Consider the following 19596-nt stretch of genomic DNA (forward strand, 5'->3'; position numbering starts at 1 on the left):
CGATTTCGGCTTAGCCAGCTACTGCTGAAGATGGCTTAAAAATAGAGAAGCTCTTTAGGAGTGTTGGTGAAAAGGTCAAAGCCATTCTTGGTCACAACACCGCAGTCTTCGATACGAACACCAACCTTCCCAGGAATATAGATGCCGGGTTCGACAGAGAAAGCCATGCCCTCTTCAAGGACAAGGTCGTTACCTGCCATAATAGAAGGAAACTCATGGACACTCATACCGATACCGTGGCCGAGACGATGGTTGAAATACTCTCCGTAACCTGCTTTGGCAATGACATTGCGAGCTGCAGCATCGACCTCAGCAGCTGTGACCCCTGGCTTGATAAAGTCAATAGCAGTTAACTGGGCCTCTAAACAGAGCTGATAGATGTCCTTTTTAAACGCGTCAGGTTGACCAACCGCAACGGTCCGTGTCATATCTGACATGTAGCCATTGTTCTCGGTTCCAAGGTCAAAGAGGAGCAGGGCATTATTCTGGATCATATTCGCCCCGGGAATGCCATGAGGATCAGCTGCATTTTCAGCAGATAACACCATGGTATCAAAGCTCATCTTCTTGACACCCAACTTTTTCATGCCGAATTCAATCTCAGTGATCAGGTCATTTTCGGTCTTATCTAGGGAAATCGCCTCAAAGCCGATTTGGACAGCCTTATCTGCAAAGCTACCGGCATACTTGAGCTTGGCAATCTCATCGGCTGATTTGATCAATTTCAGGCGATTGATGAAGGGGGTTAGATCTTCAAAAGAGTTATCAAAGACTTGTTTCAGGCCTTGATAGCGTGTCAGGTTAAGGCTATCAAACTCTGCTAAAATAGGACCTGAAACAGCAGGAAGTTTAGCTTTGAGCTTAGCCCAAGGGTTCTCGGCATCCTGATAACCGACCACCTCAAAATCTAGGATGCGCTTAGCGCTATTGACTTCCATGGCTGGAAGGAAAAGAAGAGGGGCTCTATCTCGAAAGACAAAGAGAAAGAGATGGCGCTCATGGGGGTCACTGTAAAAACCAGTCAGATAATTGATGGAAACAGGGTCAGAAAAGAGGGCTAGCCCTGCTTCTTGCTCATTGAGGTATTGGCTAACGGATTGTATTTTGGACATAACATACCAACTTTCTAAGCTTTATTTTAGATTAAATGAGATCCTGTCTTCTATTTTTTCAAAAAAACAGTGAAAAATCAAGAAGAAAGAGCGTTTTCACTTGAAAGACTTTTTACAAAATGGTAAACTTAAAGATAGAATGTAAGCGCCATTTTCAAACAGAAAGGATATAACATATGTTAAATACAGATGAAACTGTCACCATTTATGACGTTGCTCGTGAAGCGGGTGTTTCGATGGCAACTGTCAGCCGTGTTGTTAACGGCAACAAAAATGTCAAGGAGAATACCCGTAAGAAGGTTCTTGATGTCATCGAGCGCCTAGACTATCGTCCAAATGCGGTAGCGCGTGGACTGGCCAGCAAGAAAACGACGACAGTTGGGGTCGTTATTCCTAATATTGCCAACGCTTATTTCTCAACTTTGGCGCAAGGGATTGACGACATTGCTGAGATGTATAAGTACAATATCATTATCGCTAATAGCGATGAAAATGATGACAAGGAAGTGAACGTTGTTAATAGCCTCTTTGCCAAGCAGGTGGATGGGATTATTTTCATGGGCTATCACTTGACCGATAAGGTGCGGGCAGAGTTTTCGCGGTCTCGTAAACCAGTCGTTCTGGCAGGGACAGTGGACTTGGATCGCCAACTGCCAAGTGTCAATATTGACTATCAGACAGCGACTGCCGATGCCGTTAAGTTGCTAGCTAAGCGCAATGACAAAATTGCCTTTGTCTCTGGGCCATTGCTTGACGAGATCAACGGTAAATTGCGACTCAAAGGGTACAAAGAAGGACTCAAGGCTAGCGACATCGCCTTCAATGAAGGGTTGGTCTTTGAAGCCAAGTATAAATACCAAGAAGGCTACGCCTTGGCAGAGCGCATCCTTAAATCTGGGGCAACTGCTGCGATTGTAGCAGAAGATGAGATTGCAGTCGGTCTTCTGAACGGGATTGAAGATGCAGGCGTCAAGGTTCCTGAACAGTTTGAAATCATCACCAGCAACGATTCGACAGTGACTAAGTTTGCCCGTCCAAACCTAACATCTATCAGCCAGCCGATTTATGACATTGGGGCGATTGCCATGCGGATGCTGACCAAAATCATGCTCAAGGAAGAGTTGGAAGACCGTGAAGTATTCCTTAATCATAGCATTGCAGAGCGTCGGTCAACTAGATAGTTCGTCTTAGGAAATGGAGGGTAAAACGTTTTCTACCTCGTTTTTGCTTATTTTTCTATTATTTTAGAACATCTTGCTTGATAAATAACGAACAATGATAGCCTTAAAGTTGTTTGAGGTTCTGAATTGTTCGTTTTTATAATGTTGCTATACCATAAAACAGGGTGAAAGAAAATAATTAACAGGAGCAATGGTTGTATAAAATATAATAGAATACCATTTTTTACTGCTCATAAAAGCTTTTCGAGCGCATAAACAGGTTATTGTTTTGAATAATGTTTCATTTTTTAGAGAAGACTCAAAAAGAGAGGGATTTTGTTTTTTTACAAGGAAATAAGGAATAGATTTAAAAACCGAAAGTTGTTGAAATACCAGTGTTATGGCACCAAAATACTTGACAAAAACTCGGGGGGGGGGGGTAGAATATTATAGGGAATACTATTCCTTAAATGATATAAAAAATATGGGAGAATTTATGCGACATAATTCATCGGCACAGTCTGGTAAAAGATTGCGCTTTTCTATTCGTAAGTTTAAAGCCGGAGTGGCTTCAGTAGCGATTGCGGCGTTTTGGATGACAGGAGGCACTGTAGCAGCAAGCGAGAACATTGAAGCTCCGGTTACAGAGATCAGTCCTGAGGCGGGGACTGAAGCTGAGGTAGTGGAACCAGTTGCACAGCCTGTGGCTAACGTTCCTAATAATAACACCGGCGTATTTTTAGGGATTGCACCAGTTAAGTATGATGTGACTTATACAGATGTGGAAACGACTCAAGTCGTCCATCGTGAGCAACGCGAACAGAGAGTTGAAGCAAAATATGGTGAGACTGTTGCCAATGTTCAAGCAACAGTTATCGCAGATACGACTAGTATCCCAGGCGATCAGCGCTATGACTTGGCACCTGGTCAGGACAAGTCCGTAACCCATACCTTATCAGAGGTTGGTTACCTCGTTGACTTCAAGGTTGTCAAGGCAAAAGAAGCTCAACCAGTGGTGCCAACTGACTCAAACGCGACAAAAGGTGTGACAGCGGAAGCTAAAATGCCAGTGACTGAAGTTGATGGTGTTGCCATGAACAACGTGCCAACAACAGGTTATACGACAGAAAGTCCTGTTGTGACTAACATGAACGGCACCAATAAGACTGTTTATCATGATAATACCAAACAAACGTTTGCTGTTATCGATGTTAGCAGCAAAGGGGACTACTATACCGCCGGAGTTCCAGGTGAAATTTACTTTGATAGTAATGGGAACTACAGTAAGCGTTCTGGAAGAGGTTTTACACAAATCCATCAAATCGCTTTCAGTACAGAAAAAGATGGATCTGGTGCTGTTTATGCTGGCTTTTATGATGCGAATGGGAAGCTTATCAAGACGGATAAGTTTGAAGCCAATAAGCCACAAAGCAAAACCTATGGTGAATACACCATCAACTACAACTTCTCAAAAGACTCTAAAGGGAATCTAAAACCGATTTTAGGGGTTGCTGGGAAAGACCCACAAGGCTTCTTCAACGAACTCTATACGAACTATGAAACTGCCTTGAGCAATATTACGAAAAATAAGTACATCGGCTACGGCTGGTTCGTGCCGACGTTGATCAAAAAGGAAACCGACTATGTCGTTGATGGCACAAAAGAAGTCATTGCGACTGTGACACAGACCGATTTGTCTGGAACAAAATTTAAAACAGAGGCTCCTAAAAAAATTGTAGCCAATGGCAAAACCTATGAACTGATTCCAAATAAATCTGTGAACGTTACCGGAACGTTGAGCCCATTTGTTAATAAAGGTGATGAGCTTGTTGTTGGTACTGACTTAGGCTACATGATTCACTACAAAATGTTAGATGATAAAGGGACTCTCCAGTGGACCTTATTGGATCCAAATGGTAAGCAAGCCCCTCAAGCTAGACGTGAAAACAAGCCTACTACAGGGACAATTACACCAGGAAAAGTTGATCATGCCCCTGTTAATATTAGCCGTTCAACAGGTACAATTGAGACGACTGATGTCACAACGTTCTACATCAGTAACCCGTATTTCAAGGGCGGTAAGACAACTTACTATTATAAAGAAGTTGGACCTGCTAAAGAGTTGCCTAAGACAGGTGACGTTAATGTTCACTATCACATTGTTGATAAAGAAGGGACTATTCTGACTCCGAATGCTGTACCAAAAGAGACGGTTGTTTCAGAGGCAGCAGCGGGTAGCAATTATGACGCAACTTCTAAGAAAAAATCAGAAATCAAGCTAAATGAAAAGACCTATACTTTAGTCACGCCCGAAACAAGTGAAAAACCTTACACAGATGGAGCTTCTGAAAAAGGTCAAGTAGAAGCTGATAAGACCAAGGTTGTGAACTATTACTATGTTGAGCAACCGACAACTGGTAACGTTGAAGTGAAATACTTCGCTCTTGAAAACGGTAAATCTACACCATTGTCTGGTACTGCTGAAGGCCTCAAAGATAAGACAACTGTTAATACCGTTGAAGTGGATACAAAAGATGGAAAAGAAGGCGACAAGTACGATACCAAAGACCTTCGTCCGACTAGTATCACAGATTCTAATGGTGTGAAATGGGTCTTATCAACGGATGATACAGGTGGTGATGACGAAGAGGGACTTGTAGAAGCTGGTAAGACAAAAGTTGTAGAGTATTACTATACTAAGGAACCGGCTAAAACGGGTTCTGTTGTCATTAACTATGTCGATGTAGACGGGAATGTGCTTCAGCCTCAGCATACAGATACCAAGGACGCTCCAGTAGGGAATGATTATAACGCAGCAGAGGGTAACGAGAAGCCATCGAAGATTGAAAAGGATGGCAAGACCTATGTTCTAGCCCCAGCAGGTAATTACGCTATTGGTGAGGTAAGAGATGATAGTAGCCTTCACGCTACTACGCAAGATGCGTATAAGGCGGCTGTTGATACTGTTGAAGGAAAAATTATTCCTGGACAACGAGCAGTTACCTACGTCTACAAACTCGAAGACGAACCAGAAGCACCAAAACCAACTGGTAATGTGACTGTAGAGCACATCACAACAACAGGTGAAGTGTTGAAACCAGAAGCGCCAGTCTTCAGTGAAAATCAACCTGTTGGCACAACCTACACGACTCAAAATGAAACAGAGTTGACTGGTAAAGACGGTAAAGTTTATGTCTTTAAAGAGCATAAGTCAGACTCAGCACCAACCACAGGTACTGTTACAGAAGGCCCACAAAAGGTTGTTTACGTTTATGAATTGAAGCCAGAAGCACCAAAACCAACTGGTAACGTGACTGTAGAGCACATCACAACAACAGGTGAAGTGTTGAAACCAGAAGCGCCAGTCTTCAGTGAAAATCAACCTGTTGGCACAACCTACACGACTCAAAATGAAACAGAGTTGACTGGTAAAGACGGTAAAGTTTATGTCTTCAAAGAGCATAAGTCAGACTCAGCACCAACAACAGGTACTGTTACAGAAGGCCCACAAAAGGTTGTTTACGTTTATGAATTGAAGCCAGAAGCACCACAACCAACTGGTAACGTGACTGTAGAGCACATCACAACAACTGGTGAAGTATTGAAACCAGAAGCGCCAGTCTTCAGTGAAAATCAACCTGTTGGCACAACCTACACGACTCAAAATGAAACAGAGTTGACTGGTAAAGACGGTAAAGTTTATGTCTTCAAAGAGCATAAGTCAGACTCAGCACCAACAACAGGTACTGTTACAGAAGGTCCTCAGAAGGTTGTTTACGTTTATGAATTGAAGCCAGAAGCACCAAAACCAACTGGTAATGTGACTGTTGAACACATCACAACAACTGGTGAAGTGTTGAAACCAGAAGCGCCAGTTAAGACAAACGAGCCAACAGGTACGCCATACGAGACCAAGCCAGAAGACAAGATTGTCACTGAAGATGGCCGTACGTTTGTCTACAAGGAAGTTAAGGAAAATTCAGCACCTCCTACAGGAACAGTTACTGAAACACCACAAAAAGTCACTTACGTCTACGAAGAAGTGAAAGGTTCAGTCACCGTTGAACACATCACAACAACTGGTGAAGTGTTGAAACCAGAAACGCCAGTTAAGACAAACGAGCCAACAGGTACACCATACGAGACCAAGCCAGAAGACAAGATTGTCACTGAAGATGGCCGTACGTTTGTCTACAAGGAAGTGAAGCAGGATTCAGCACCTCCTACAGGAACCGTTACTGAAACACCACAAAAAGTCACTTACGTCTATGAAGAGGTGAAGGGTGATGTTAAGGTTCACTACGTGAATGAAGCCGGTGAAACCATCAAGACATCTGTTGTGGATACGCCAGAAAGCCCAACAGGCACAAGCTATAACACCGCAGATGATAACAAGCCAAACCGCATCACGACAGCAGACGGCAAGGTTTATGAGTATGTTCGTGTGCAAGAGGGCTCAGCTCCTGAAGAAGGTAAGGTCGTTGAAGGCACAACTAACGTGACTTACGTTTACCGTGAAGTGAAACAACCTGTTACACCGACACCTTCGACTCCTAATCGTCCGGGTCAACCAAAACCATCAACTCCAAAGGTTCCAGGAACACCAACCCCTTCAGTGCCAACAGAGCCAGGAACACCAACGTCTCCGAAAGAGCCGAGCCAACCTACTGTTGGGAATGAAGCAACAGAACCAGTTAAAACAGTAGCTCAACTACCTAAGACAGGTCAGGAAGAGTCTGGTTTAGCACTAGTCGGTGCAGGAGTTCTAGCCCTTTTGGGACTTGCAGGTTTGAAACGTCGTAAGGAAGACTAAGCAAGTTAGACTGATAGACTAACTACAAACAATAAAACTCTTTTAACCGGGGAGCTATGATTCCTGCAGTGGGCGCCCCGCTGCAGGAATTTTGTTTAGAAGGCTTCAAATAGCATAAAAATAGTGGCTAGTTTTTCTGAAATCCTTTTAGGAGACGGATTTTAAACCTAGTCCTATTGTATGCCAGGCATTTCTTTATGACTAAGGGTTTTATCAGAATATTCATCTAGGTAGAAATACCTTACAAACGATATTTTACGAGGATTAAACAGTATGAAAAAGACTAGAAAAGGTTTAAGACTTCTGGGGATTTTGTTAGCTGTTTGGGTAACTTTGTTCGCCATATCAAGTCAAACAGGTGCCTTGGATCAAAGCTACAGGGCCTATGACATGTCTCAAAAACGGAAAGTAGAGAATGGGAATGGTATTTTAGATGCGCTCTGGGCGCTTTGCATCAATGATAATAAGCAAAGTCCCGGAGAGGCTGGTGGAAAACCAACGACCGGATACTCAAAAATTGATAATGTTTCCATTAACGAGCATAATGCAAACGCTCAATTTAGTGTTTCTTCAGATACCTACCAGCAGGTTAAGCGTCTTCTTTGGTATTATGCCAATAACCAAGATGTGGCTTATGCGGTTGTTCAGAATGAGTATTACCACTTGATTGGTGTCAAAAATAAGGATACTAATTGGGGAAATGGGACAGCTTTACAAGCTCAAAAAGAAGCGCTCCGCCAAGCTATTAATGATCCGTCTAAGGATGCTGAAATTGACAATCGTATGGAAGTGATTGTCTACAAGCATTCTGGTGCGAAACAAAACTTGATCACTGTCCGTATCAAGGAAGAAGAAGTAACCACAACGACTACCACGACAACGACCACTACAGAGTCGAGCACATCAAGCACTAGTTCGACTACTGCATCTACAGAATCGAGTACATCAAGCACCAGTTTAACCACTGCGTCTACAGAATCGACTACTCCTTCAACAACATCAAGCACAACCACAACTCCAGAAACACCGAAGCATGAGATCCTGATCAGCAAGACAGATCTAGGTGGCGAGGAGATTGCTGGTGCTAAGATTGTGATTACTAAGGACGGCAAGGAAGTAGCGTCATGGACTTCAGAAGCAGGTAAGACTCGTAAGCTTGTCCTTGAGGCCGGCGAGTATGTCTTCCATGAAGAAGTCGCTCCAAAAGGCTATCTGAAAGTAACCGACATTACCTTCCTGGTGAATGAAGACGGTTCAGTAACTGTTAAGACAGATACAACAACAGCTCATGCTTCTAAGACAGACGGCAATAAGTTGACCGTTATCGATGAGGCAGATGTCCCAGCGACTACCAGCACCACTGTGTCTACAGAGTCAAGCACATCAAGCACTAGTGAAACCAGTGTGTCTACAGAGTCAAGCACATCAAGCACCAGTTCAACCAGTGCGTCTACAGAGTCGAGCACTCCTTCAACAACATCAAGCACAACCACAACTCCAGAAACACCGAAGCATGAGATCCTGATCAGCAAGACAGATCTAGGTGGCGAGGAGATTGCTGGTGCTAAGATTGTGATTACTAAGGACGGTAAGGAAGTAGCGTCATGGACTTCAGAAGCAGGTAAGACTCGTAAGCTTGTCCTTGAGGCCGGCGAGTATGTCTTCCATGAAGAAGTCGCTCCAAAAGGCTATCTGAAAGTAACCGACATTACCTTCCTGGTGAATGAAGACGGTTCGGTGACAGTGACAACAGACACAACAACAGCCCATGCTTCTAAAGTTGATGGGAACAAGTTGACGGTTGTTGATGAAGCGGAAACGACAACGACTACGACAGTTTCTACTGAGTCAACCACCCCAAGCACAAGTGCAACCAGTGCGTCCACAGAATCAAGCACATCAAGCACCAGTGAAACCAGTGCATCTACAGAGTCGACTACTCCTTCAACAACATCAAGCACAACCACAACTCCAGAAACACCGAAGCATGAGATCCTGATCAGCAAGACAGATCTAGGTGGCGAGGAGATTGCTGGTGCTAAGATTGTGGTTACTAAGGACGGTAAGGAAGTAGCGTCATGGACTTCAGAAGCAGGTAAGACTCGTAAGCTTGTCCTTGAGGCCGGCGAGTATGTCTTCCATGAAGAAGTCGCTCCCAAAGGCTATCTGAAAGTGACCGACATTACCTTCCTGGTGAATGAAGACGGTTCAGTAACTGTTAAGACAGATACAACAACAGCTCATAGCTCTAAAACAGATGGCAATAAATTGGCCGTTATCGACGAAGCAGAGAAGTCAATGGGGACCACCTTGACAGGTCCTAATGGTGCTAAGGAAGTTGACCTTGGCACGATCAAGTTGACTGATACCATTGCTTACAAGAACTTCCCAGTGGGTGATACCATTACCTTCAAGGGTGAGTTGATTGATAAGTCAACAGGTAAGGTCGTTGCGACAGCCGAAAGCACTCAAACCATTACAGATTCTAACGGTACTGCCACAGTTGTCTTCGAGTTTGACACTCGTAAGTACGCAGGCAAGGACTTGGTAGCCTTCGAAACAGCTTACGATGCGTCAGGCAGAATCATCGCTGAGCACAAGGACATCAACGATAAGGGCCAAACGGTTAAAGTGAAGGAAGAGCCAAAACGTTCCATGGGGACCACCTTGACAGGTCTTAAGGGTGCTAAGGAAGTTGACCTTGGCACGATCAAGTTGACTGATACCATTACTTATAAGAACTTCCCAGTAGGCGAGAAAATTACCTTCAAGGGTGAGTTGATCGATAAGTCAACAGGTAAGGTCGTTGCGACAGCCGAAAGCACTCAAACCATTGCAGATTCTAACGGTACTGCCACAGTTGTCTTCGAGTTTGACACTCGTAAGTACGCAGGCAAGGACTTGGTAGCCTTCGAAACAGCTTACGATGCGTCAGGCAGAATCATCGCTGAGCACAAGGACATCAACGACAAGGGGCAAACCGTTAAGGTTAAAGAGGAGCCAAATGGATCAACAAATCCACCGAAAGGATCTAAGTCAGGATCATCTGGCAAGAGAACACTACCAAGTACGGGAACCAAGCATATCGTTCTGTTAGAGACTATCGGCTTGGTGGTTGGTTTAGGTTTGGCTACGGTCAATTTAAGAAAATCTAGAGATTACTAGAGATTAAATATCTGTAGCTTGACTAAGATGAAAGAAAGAGATGAATTTTGAGCTTGAAACATCAAGTTAGAAATTCACTCTTTTTTAGTTGATTAGCAAGATATTATTAAACCCTATTTGAGTTTTTTTTAGGAAAGAGCTATAATTAAAGCATGAAGATTTTACTGTATTTAGAAGGGGAGAAGCTGATTTCGAAGTCTGGCATCGGACGGGCGATTAAGCATCAGGAAAAGGCGCTCACCTTGGCGGGCATTGACTATACAACGGATCCCAAGGACGATTATGACATGGTTCATATCAATACCTATGGCTTTAAGAGCCTGCGACTCTTGCGACAGGCTAAGAGGCAGGGAAAAAAAGTCATTGTCCACGCCCATTCAACCAAGGAAGACTTTGAGAATTCTTTTAAAGGCTCAAATTTGCTAGCGCCGATGGTCAAGAACTACCTGACCTTCTTTTACCAGCAGGCGGATTTCATCATCACACCGACTCCTTATTCAGCAAGTTTATTGAAAGGCTATGGGATCACGCGGCCGATTGCGCCGGTGTCGAACGGGATCGATTTGGGGCGCTATCAGCCAGATCTGGAAAAAGAGCAGGCCTTTCGCCAGTATTTTGATTTGCAGCCTGAAGATCGGGTTGTAATCAGTGCAGGGCTTTATTTTAAGCGCAAGGGGATTATAGATTTTGTCAAGGTAGCCGAGCAAATGCCCCATGTGCGCTTCATTTGGTTCGGTCAGATTAACAAGCTTCTTATCCCTCAGGATATTGTTGACTTGGTTGAAAAAAATCATCCAGCCAATGTTAGTTTTCCAGGCTATATCAAGGGGCCTGTCTTTGAAGGGGCCATGAGCGGCGCAGATGCCTTTTTCTTCCCATCCTACGAAGAGACAGAAGGAATCGTGGTTTTAGAAGCGCTAGCCAGTCGCCAGCACGTTCTAGTCAGAGATATCCCTGTATATGATGGGTGGTTAGACAGTGTTTCGGTTGTTAAGGGCAATAGCAATCAAGAATTTGTGTCTGCGTTAGACGATATTTTAGCAGGGAAAATAGATAAAAGAGAGGCTGGTTACAAAGTAGCAGAGAATCGTTCGATTGAGGCTGTTGCTCAAGAATTGGCCAAAATTTACAAGAAAGTAATGGAATAAGCATGCGGATTGGAATTTTTACAGATACTTATTTTCCACAGGTATCAGGTGTTGCAACCTCCATTAAAACCCTTAAAAAAGAGTTGGAGAAGCTAGGGCATCGGGTTTTTATTTTCACAACGACAGATAAGGACGTCAACCGTTATGAGGATTGGCAGATTATTCGTATCCCTAGTGTGCCCTTTTTTGCCTTTAAGGACCGACGGATTGCCTATGCTGGTTTTAGCGATGCGGTGAAATTGGCAGAGCGTTACCATTTAGATATCATCCATACCCAGACAGAGTTTAGCCTAGGACTTTTGGGGAAAATGATTGCGCGTGAACTGAAAATTCCTGTGATTCACACCTATCATACCAATTACGAGGACTATGTGCATTACATTGCCAAGGGAAGAGTGATTCGACCTGGCATGGTTAAATACATTATTCGGTCTTATTGCAGTTATATTGATGGGGTCATTTGCCCGAGTCAGATTGTCGAAGGGACTCTGACAGATTATAAGGTGACTGCGCCTAAGCGGGTGATTCCGACAGGCATTGATTTGGAAAAATTCCGTCGGCCAGAGTTGTCGAAACAGGACATGGTTGAGCTGAGAGAAAAATTGGGCATTTCAGGGGACACCTGCATGTTGCTCAGCCTCTCGCGGGTTTCCTATGAGAAAAATATCCAGGCCTTGATCCATGCCTTGCCACAAGTCCTAGAACAGGGGATAAATGTCAAGTTGGTCATTGCTGGTGACGGTCCGCATTTGCCTCAGCTCAAGCAATTAGCCAGTGATTTGGAATTGACAGACCATGTGATTTTTACAGGGATGATTGCCCCTAGCGAGACAGCTCTTTATTATAAGGCAGCGGATTTCTTTGTGTCGGCGTCAACCTCAGAGACCCAAGGCCTGACCTATCTGGAAGCTTTAGCATCGGGCACACCAGTTATTGCCCATGATAACCCTTACCTATCCAGTGTGATTTCGGACAAGATGTTTGGCACGCTTTACCGTTATGAAAAAGATTTGGCCGAAGCCATCTGCGATGCTATTATGGCGACACCGGCCATGACAAAAGATGCTCTGGCTAATAAACTTTATGAGATTTCAGCGGAAAACTTTGGCCGTCAAGTAGCAGACTTCTACCTGGAAATGGTTCTAGCTCACGATCAGAGAATGGCTGATGGGGAGTTATCCCCAATTCCTGTTGTGATGGCGCGAAAGGCCACGCAAACAGGTCTCCTCATTGCCCGCAAGGGTGTCTATCTGCCAAAGAGAATCATTGTCAAATCAACTGTTCGTTCGAGAAGGTATTTGCGAGATTTGAGCAGACGCTACCGAGATAGTGAGGATCAGAAGTGATAGCTAAAGCTAAAATGATATAAAAAATAGTTTTTCCCCTTGAAAAACTTGCCCACTTAAGCTACAATAGAAAAGAAGACATGTGTCCCTAGACCTTCCTTTGAGAGAGTGCTCGGTTGGTGAGAGAGCATAGGGAGCTAGATGGCATACTCCTTCCTTGATTTTATGCCAACATAAAAGGGTGGTTCCCTTATCGCCAAACATGAGGTTCATGGCTCTTTGTCATGGATAAATGAAGGTGGAACCACGTTACGACGTCCTTTTGCGAGGGCGTCGTTTTATGTTTTGATGGTTTCTAAAGGAGCGTGGCACGGTAGCTCAAATAGTTTGGGGGACTATTTGAGGAATCCCAAGCGTTTCATGACGACATCTTCATGCGATGACGAAACCATCATCCAGTGGTTCTCACTTCGTTCACCTCTTGGCAAGGCAATAAAATTTGCTCTAGTTAAGGCCAGAAAGTGAGCGAAACAATCCCAACCGATACTCTCCGCTGTGGTGCTAGTTCGCAAGTGAAAAGGCCTCGGACGTTTCACTTAGTCAGGGAGATTGATGAGATTTAGTTCTTGATGTTTCTTAGCAGTCGTTAGACTGACAAATTAGAATATCCTAGAGCTAAACGCTATCAAGCTCACAACGGCGACACCACTTAGGGAGGGTGTCAAAAACTAAAAATAAATTATATAAAATATAGAAAGGAACTGAAGGGACGTCACTCGTATTCATTCTAACTGAATACGGGCTACGGACGGCGGAAAAAAGATAAATCTCCCTAGAAGCTAGCTTCTGCGGTTGATTTCCTATTTTTCTCTAGTCCGCTTAACGCCCTTTATATCTTAAACGATGATTAAAATCACTTTCCCAGACGGTGCGGTGCGTGAATACGCCAAAGGCACCACAACCTATGACATTGCCCATGCCATCAGCCCAGGTTTGGCTAAGAAGGCCTTGGCTGGTAAGCTTAACGGCAATTTGATTGACACCACTCGTCAGATTGAAGAAGATGGTTCGCTTGAAATCGTCACGGCTGACCACGAGGACGCCTTTGACCTGCTCCGCCATTCGGCAGCCCACGTTTTTGCCCAGGCAGCCCGTCGCCTTTTCCCTAATCTGCGTCTGGGTATCGGTCCTGCTATTGAAAATGGCTTCTACTATGACACCGACAATGGCGAAGGCAACCAGATTTCTAACGAGGACCTGGAAGCCATCGAAAAAGAAATGGCCAAGATTGTCCAAGAAAACCACATCTGTATCCGTGAGGAAATCACCAAAGAAGAAGCGCTGGAACTCTTTGCGGACGACCCTTACAAGCTAGAGTTGATTAACGAGCATGCGGACAAGGGCTTGACCGTTTACCGTCAAGGTGAATTTGTCGACCTCTGCCGTGGCCCACACGTGCCATCAACGGGCCGTGTTCAAGTCTTCAAGCTCCTCAATGTGGCGGGTGCCTACTGGCGTGGAAACTCTGACAATGCTATGATGCAGCGTGTCTACGGGACAGCTTGGTTTGACAAGAAAGACCTCAAGGCTTATCTGCAAATGCGTGAGGAAGCAAAAGAGCGTGACCACCGTAAACTCGGTAAAGAGCTGGACCTCTTCATGATTTCTCAAGAGGTTGGTCAGGGTCTGCCATTCTGGTTGCCAAATGGTGCGACCATCCGTCGTGAGCTGGAGCGTTATATTGTGGACAAGGAATTGGCATCTGGCTACCAGCACGTGTATACGCCACCGCTTGCCAGCGTTGAGCTTTACAAGACCTCTGGTCACTGGGATCACTACCACGAGGATATGTTCCCTGTCATGGACATGGGGGACGGCGAGGAGTTTGTCCTGCGCCCGATGAACTGCCCGCACCACATCCAAGTCTTCAAGCACCACGTGCATTCTTACCGTGAGTTGCCTATCCGCATCGCTGAAATCGGTATGATGCACCGCTACGAGAAATCAGGTGCCCTCTCTGGTCTCCAGCGGGTGCGTGAAATGTCCCTCAACGATGGTCACTTGTTCGTAACGCCAGAGCAGATTCAGGAAGAATTCCAAAAGGCTCTTCAGCTCATCATCGATGTTTATGAGGACTTTAACTTGACGGATTACCGTTTCCGTCTGTCCCTTCGTGACCCAGAGGACAAGGAGAAGTACTTTGATAACGACGAGATGTGGGAAAAAGCCCAAGGCATGCTCAAGGCTGCTCTTGATGAAATGGACGTGGCCTACTTTGAAGCCGAGGGTGAAGCAGCTTTCTACGGACCTAAGTTGGATATCCAGGTGAAGACTGCACTTGGTAACGAAGAAACCTTGTCAACCATCCAGTTGGACTTCCTTCTTCCTGAACGCTTTGACCTTAACTACATCGGTGCTGACGGCGAGATGCACCGTCCAGTCATGATTCACCGTGGGGTAATCTCGACCATGGAGCGCTTCACCGCTATCCTGATTGAGACCTACAAGGGGGCCTTCCCAACTTGGTTGGCTCCGCAACAGGTCACTGTTATCCCAATCTCTAACGAAGCCCATGTGGATTATGCTTGGGAAGTGGCCAAGGCCCTCAAGGACCGTGGCGTCCGAGCCGAGGTGGACGAGCGCAACGAGAAGATGCAATACAAGATTCGTCAGAGCCAGACCAGCAAGATTCCTTACCAGCTCATTGTCGGCGACAAGGAACAGGCAGACCGTGCCGTCAACGTCCGCCGTTATGGCAGCAAAGAGACGGAAACAGTCGCATTGGACAGCTTCGTGGAACATATCTTGGCTGATATTGCGAGAAAGTCGCGTCCACAGGACTAATATGAGTCCACAAGACTAATATGAGATATAGTGAAAGAGCCTGAGAAGGACTTGTCTCAGGCTCTTTTTAGCGTGTCGGCTGATAAGTCAGTGACGTACCGTGCTGTTCTAAGAAATCTACCAGTTCTTCATCAGGAATTTGACGGAGGTAGAGGTTGGTGCGGATGGTCTCGTCTTCTTCGCGGCAGGTGGAGAGGACAAGGTACTTGTCGTCAGGGTTAATGGTGATATGATTGGCCTTTGTTCGAGCATCCTTGCTGACTTCGGTCAACTGCTGGGCAAAGCTTTCCTTGCTTTCAAAGGAAGTCCGATAAAAACCAGTTGTTTCAGGGACAACAATAAAGAAGGCAGCTTCATAGTAATATTTACGTTCAGGGGTCTCTATAACGACATGGCGGTGCTGGTCAAAATAAGCCTGATCTTCGTAAAAATTGACATCGTTGAACATGCGGTGGTCAGGAACGGTGCTTCCTCTAGCGTGGCCAAAGAGCCAGGTCAAGCTGTTGTCGAAGGCCTTGGAATTCTCATAATCCATGAAAACTGTTCCTAGATAAGGGGAGTATTGACCATCAATGGTGTATTGGAGGTAGTGGCTGTTGTCAATCCCTTGAACGACAGGTTCATCGAGCATGGTCCCTGGCGCATAGACATAAGCGATCGTGTCCTTGTTGAGGGCAAGGAGGGGATCAAAGCGCGATTTGAGATAGGCTTTTTCCTCTTCTGAAACGGTATAAACCTTTTTAGGTGGCTCAGTCGAAGATGGCGTAGTGCTTGAAGAGCTTGTTTGGCTAGTGCTTGGCACGGTCTCTGCTGGCTTAGTCTGCAAGGCCTGTGTTCCTGTCCAAATCAGCCCCCCTAGTCCAAGAAGGATCAGCAGGCTTAACCACCATGGGAACTGTCTTTTACGGTGCTTTTGTGAGCGCTTCATGGATAATGTCCATTCTCCTTTGAGTAATTTTCTATATATTATAGCACAAATAGTGAAGAAATCCAGTAAGATGTCAGAAAATTTTTAATGTGTTTAAGGATTAACCGAAAGATCAATGAGAAACTTCAAACCAATGGTGCTATTTCTTGTTTGACTGTGTTGAATTTTGGAAAAATTAGCCAGAAAATGGTAGGATAAGAAAAAGGAGGAATTGCTATGACTTATCAATTGCCAAAGGTTTGGACGGCAGAGGACAGCGACCAAGGAAAATTTTCAGGGATCAACCGTCCGACAGCTGGGAGTCGTTTTGAGCAGAGCCTGCCAAAGGGTGAAGCCCCTTTTCAGGTTTATTCGCTAGGAACACCAAATGGAATCAAGGTGACCATTATGCTGGAAGAGCTATTGGAGTTGGGCTACGACCAAGCTGCTTATGACCTCTACCGCATTAGCATCATGGATGGGGACCAATTCGGAAGTGACTTCGTTGCCATCAATCCAAATTCTAAAATCCCAGCCATGCTGGATCAATCAGGGAATCAATCCTTGCGAGTCTTTGAGTCCTCAGCGATTTTGCTCTACTTAGCGGAGCGTTTCAAGGCCTTTTTACCAGAAAGTTTGGACAAGCGTACAGAAGTGCTCAATTGGCTTTTCTGGCAGACAGGAGCTGCTCCGTTTTTAGGAGGCGGTTTCGGACATTTCTTCCAATATGCTCCAGAGAAGTTTGAATACCCAATCAATCGCTTCACCATGGAAGCCAAACGTCAGCTGGATTTGTTGGATAAAGAACTCGCTAAAAAAGCTTATATTGCTGGTGAAGACTACACGATCGCTGACATAGCCATCTGGTCCTGGTACGGTCGCTTAGCCCAAGATGCCCTCTACCAAGGTGCTTATGAATTTCTTGACTTAGATAGCTACAAATCTCTCAAGGCCTGGTCTGATAAGATTGCAGCACGGCCAGCAGTCCAAAGAGGGTTGGAAGCTGAATATAAGGCTATTAAGGACTAACCAAAGCAAGCAAAAAGAGCTTAGTCATTCTGATCGAGTCAATCAGAGTCGCTAATCTCTTTTATTGTTATTATTTACCAAAAAATTTTTGCCAGAAGCCTTTTTTAGGGCTCTGAGGGGCTATTTCTGGTGTCTGAAGCAGTTCGGTGTAGTTGTTGCTCAAACCAATGCTTTCCCGATTGAGGGCATGGTCAGTATGCAGGACGATTCCGTAGGGTGACTGACTAGCCTCTTCGCTGACTAGGCTAAAAGGCAGGCTGATATCATGGGCCAAGCGCATGTAGTAGAGCTTTAGCCCATCGTCCAGCTGGCTGGACACTTTCAGGATCAGTGGTTGGATGTCTATCAAGAGTTTTTCTAAAATAGGTTTTAGCCCATTTTTAAGGCCTGGAAGCCCTGCTTCTTCGAAAGTGATGGCTAGGACGACACGTTCGCGATAGGTCCCCAAAAAGAGGCGTTGTTGGTCAGGGTTGAGGCGGTTTTCGCCACTTGCCTTTTGCAAAATGGTTTGATTAAGATCTGTCATTCTACTATTCTACCACAGAGCGTCAAAATTTTTGAGGAGCAAATTTGTAAATTGATTCACATATTTTTCGGATTCATCGTTTTGATCATTTAATGACTTGTTTTCAGGAGTTTTTTCAAATCTTGAGCTTTCACTTGAAGTTCTGCCTATTTTAAGGTATAATGAGTTTGTAAAAAAATTAACTCATAAGGAGAGTAAAACATGTCAATTATTACTGACGTTTACGCTCGCGAAGTCCTTGACTCACGCGGTAACCCAACTCTTGAAGTAGAAGTATACACTGAATCAGGTGCTTTTGGCCGTGGTATGGTACCATCAGGTGCGTCTACTGGTGAGCACGAAGCAGTTGAACTTCGTGATGGCGACAAGTCTCGTTACCTTGGTCTTGGGACACAAAAAGCTGTTGACAATGTGAACAACATTATTGCAGAAGCAATCATCGGCTTTGACGTTCGTGACCAACAAGGTATCGACCGTGCCATGATCGAACTTGACGGTACTCCAAATAAAGGAAAATTGGGAGCTAACGCTATTCTTGCAGTATCTATCGCTGCTGCGCGTGCGGCTGCTGACTACCTTGAAGTGCCACTTTACACTTACCTTGGTGGCTTCAACACTAAAGTATTGCCAACGCCAATGATGAACATCGTTAACGGTGGTTCTCACTCAGATGCGCCAATCGCCTTCCAAGAGTTCATGATCATGCCAGTTGGTGCGCCAACTTTCAAAGAAGCGCTTCGCTGGGGGGCTGAAATCTTCCATACTTTGAAGAAAATCTTGAAGTCACGTGGTTTGGTAACTGCTGTTGGTGACGAAGGTGGTTTTGCGCCTAAGTTCGAAGGAACTGAAGACGGTGTTGAAACAATCCTTGAAGCGATTGAAGCAGCTGGTTATGTACCAGGTAAAGATGTCTTCATCGCCTTCGACTGTGCTGCATCAGAATTCTACGACAAAGAGCGTGGTGTTTACGACTACACTAAATTTGAAGGTGAAGGCGCAGCTGTTCGTACATCTGAACAACAAATCGACTTCTTGGAAGAATTGGTTGACAAGTACCCTATCATCTCTATCGAAGATGGTATGGATGAAAACGACTGGGATGGTTGGAAAGCTCTTACAGCTCGTCTTGGCAAGAAGGTTCAATTGGTTGGTGACGACTTCTTCGTAACAAACACTGAATACCTTGCGCGTGGTATCCAAGAAGGTGCTGCTAACTCTATCCTTATCAAGGTTAACCAAATCGGTACTTTGACTGAAACCTTCGATGCTATTGAAATGGCTAAAGAAGCTGGCTACACTGCCGTTGTATCACACCGTTCAGGTGAAACAGAAGATTCAACAATCGCTGACATCGCTGTTGCAACAAACGCAGGCCAAATCAAGACTGGTTCATTGTCACGTACAGACCGTATCGCTAAGTACAACCAATTGCTTCGTATCGAAGATCAATTGGGCGAAATCGCTGAGTACCGCGGTTTGAAATCATTCTACAACTTGAAAAAATAAGCGAGTTGAAGAACAGTATTATCCCTGAACTCATAGAGTGAGGGAAATATGAGATGGAATCTGGCTGAGCTAGGTTCCTTCTTTTTATAATTTATGATTT

11 protein-coding genes are annotated in these 19596 nt (G+C 44.9%); 8 read left to right on the plus strand and 3 right to left on the minus strand.

Annotated features, from left to right (window positions below; genetic code table 11):
- Positions 1 to 35: 35 nt before the first annotated feature.
- Positions 36 to 1112, minus strand: a complete 1077-nt coding sequence (locus tag ABID29_RS08410) for a M24 family metallopeptidase (protein WP_354365711.1) — start codon at positions 1110 to 1112, stop codon at positions 36 to 38.
- Positions 1113 to 1288: 176 nt separating this feature from the next.
- Between ABID29_RS08410 and ccpA the strand changes: the two genes are divergently transcribed.
- From ccpA to thrS, 6 genes are all read left to right on the plus strand, one after another.
- Positions 1289 to 2293: a catabolite control protein A gene (gene ccpA / locus ABID29_RS08415; protein WP_354365712.1), complete on the plus strand. Its 1005-nt coding sequence runs from the start codon at positions 1289 to 1291 to the stop codon at positions 2291 to 2293.
- A gap of 475 nt (positions 2294 to 2768) precedes the next feature.
- Complete coding sequence (locus ABID29_RS08420) at positions 2769 to 7085, plus strand: MucBP domain-containing protein (RefSeq protein ID WP_354365713.1); 4317 nt, start codon at positions 2769 to 2771, stop codon at positions 7083 to 7085.
- A 273-nt stretch (positions 7086 to 7358) separates the two neighbouring features.
- Complete coding sequence (locus ABID29_RS08425; protein WP_354365714.1) at positions 7359 to 10250, plus strand: VaFE repeat-containing surface-anchored protein; 2892 nt, start codon at positions 7359 to 7361, stop codon at positions 10248 to 10250.
- Positions 10251 to 10402: 152 nt separating this feature from the next.
- On the plus strand, positions 10403 to 11398 hold the full coding sequence (locus ABID29_RS08430) for a glycosyltransferase family 4 protein (protein WP_354365715.1): 996 nt from the start codon (positions 10403 to 10405) through the stop codon (positions 11396 to 11398).
- A 2-nt stretch (positions 11399 to 11400) separates the two neighbouring features.
- Complete coding sequence (locus ABID29_RS08435; RefSeq protein WP_354365716.1) at positions 11401 to 12744, plus strand: glycosyltransferase family 4 protein; 1344 nt, start codon at positions 11401 to 11403, stop codon at positions 12742 to 12744.
- Between the two features lie 843 nt (positions 12745 to 13587).
- Positions 13588 to 15528 (plus strand): threonine--tRNA ligase, encoded by a 1941-nt coding sequence (gene thrS / locus ABID29_RS08440; protein ID WP_354365717.1) that lies wholly within the window; start codon positions 13588 to 13590, stop codon positions 15526 to 15528.
- A 67-nt stretch (positions 15529 to 15595) separates the two neighbouring features.
- On the opposite strand, the gene srtB is transcribed toward thrS, so the two are convergent.
- Positions 15596 to 16456 carry a class B sortase, LPKTxAVK-specific gene (srtB, locus tag ABID29_RS08445; RefSeq protein ID WP_354365718.1) on the minus strand — a complete coding sequence of 287 codons (861 nt, stop codon included), beginning with the start codon at positions 16454 to 16456 and terminating at the stop codon, positions 15596 to 15598.
- Between the two features lie 216 nt (positions 16457 to 16672).
- On the opposite strand from srtB, the gene yghU reads away from it, so the two are divergent.
- Positions 16673 to 17464: a glutathione-dependent disulfide-bond oxidoreductase gene (yghU, locus tag ABID29_RS08450; RefSeq protein ID WP_354365719.1), complete on the plus strand. Its 792-nt coding sequence runs from the start codon at positions 16673 to 16675 to the stop codon at positions 17462 to 17464.
- Between the two features lie 70 nt (positions 17465 to 17534).
- Here the strand turns inward: yghU and ABID29_RS08455 are convergent, their stop codons facing one another.
- Positions 17535 to 17990 carry a YueI family protein gene (locus ABID29_RS08455; protein WP_354365720.1) on the minus strand — a complete coding sequence of 152 codons (456 nt, stop codon included), beginning with the start codon at positions 17988 to 17990 and terminating at the stop codon, positions 17535 to 17537.
- Between the two features lie 201 nt (positions 17991 to 18191).
- Between ABID29_RS08455 and eno the strand changes: the two genes are divergently transcribed.
- Positions 18192 to 19496 carry a surface-displayed alpha-enolase gene (gene eno / locus ABID29_RS08460; protein ID WP_354365721.1) on the plus strand — a complete coding sequence of 435 codons (1305 nt, stop codon included), beginning with the start codon at positions 18192 to 18194 and terminating at the stop codon, positions 19494 to 19496.
- Positions 19497 to 19596: the final 100 nt, after the last annotated feature.

The sequence above is a fragment of the Streptococcus rupicaprae genome (assembly GCF_040545225.1).
Classification (GTDB): Bacteria; Bacillota; Bacilli; order Lactobacillales; family Streptococcaceae; genus Streptococcus; species Streptococcus rupicaprae.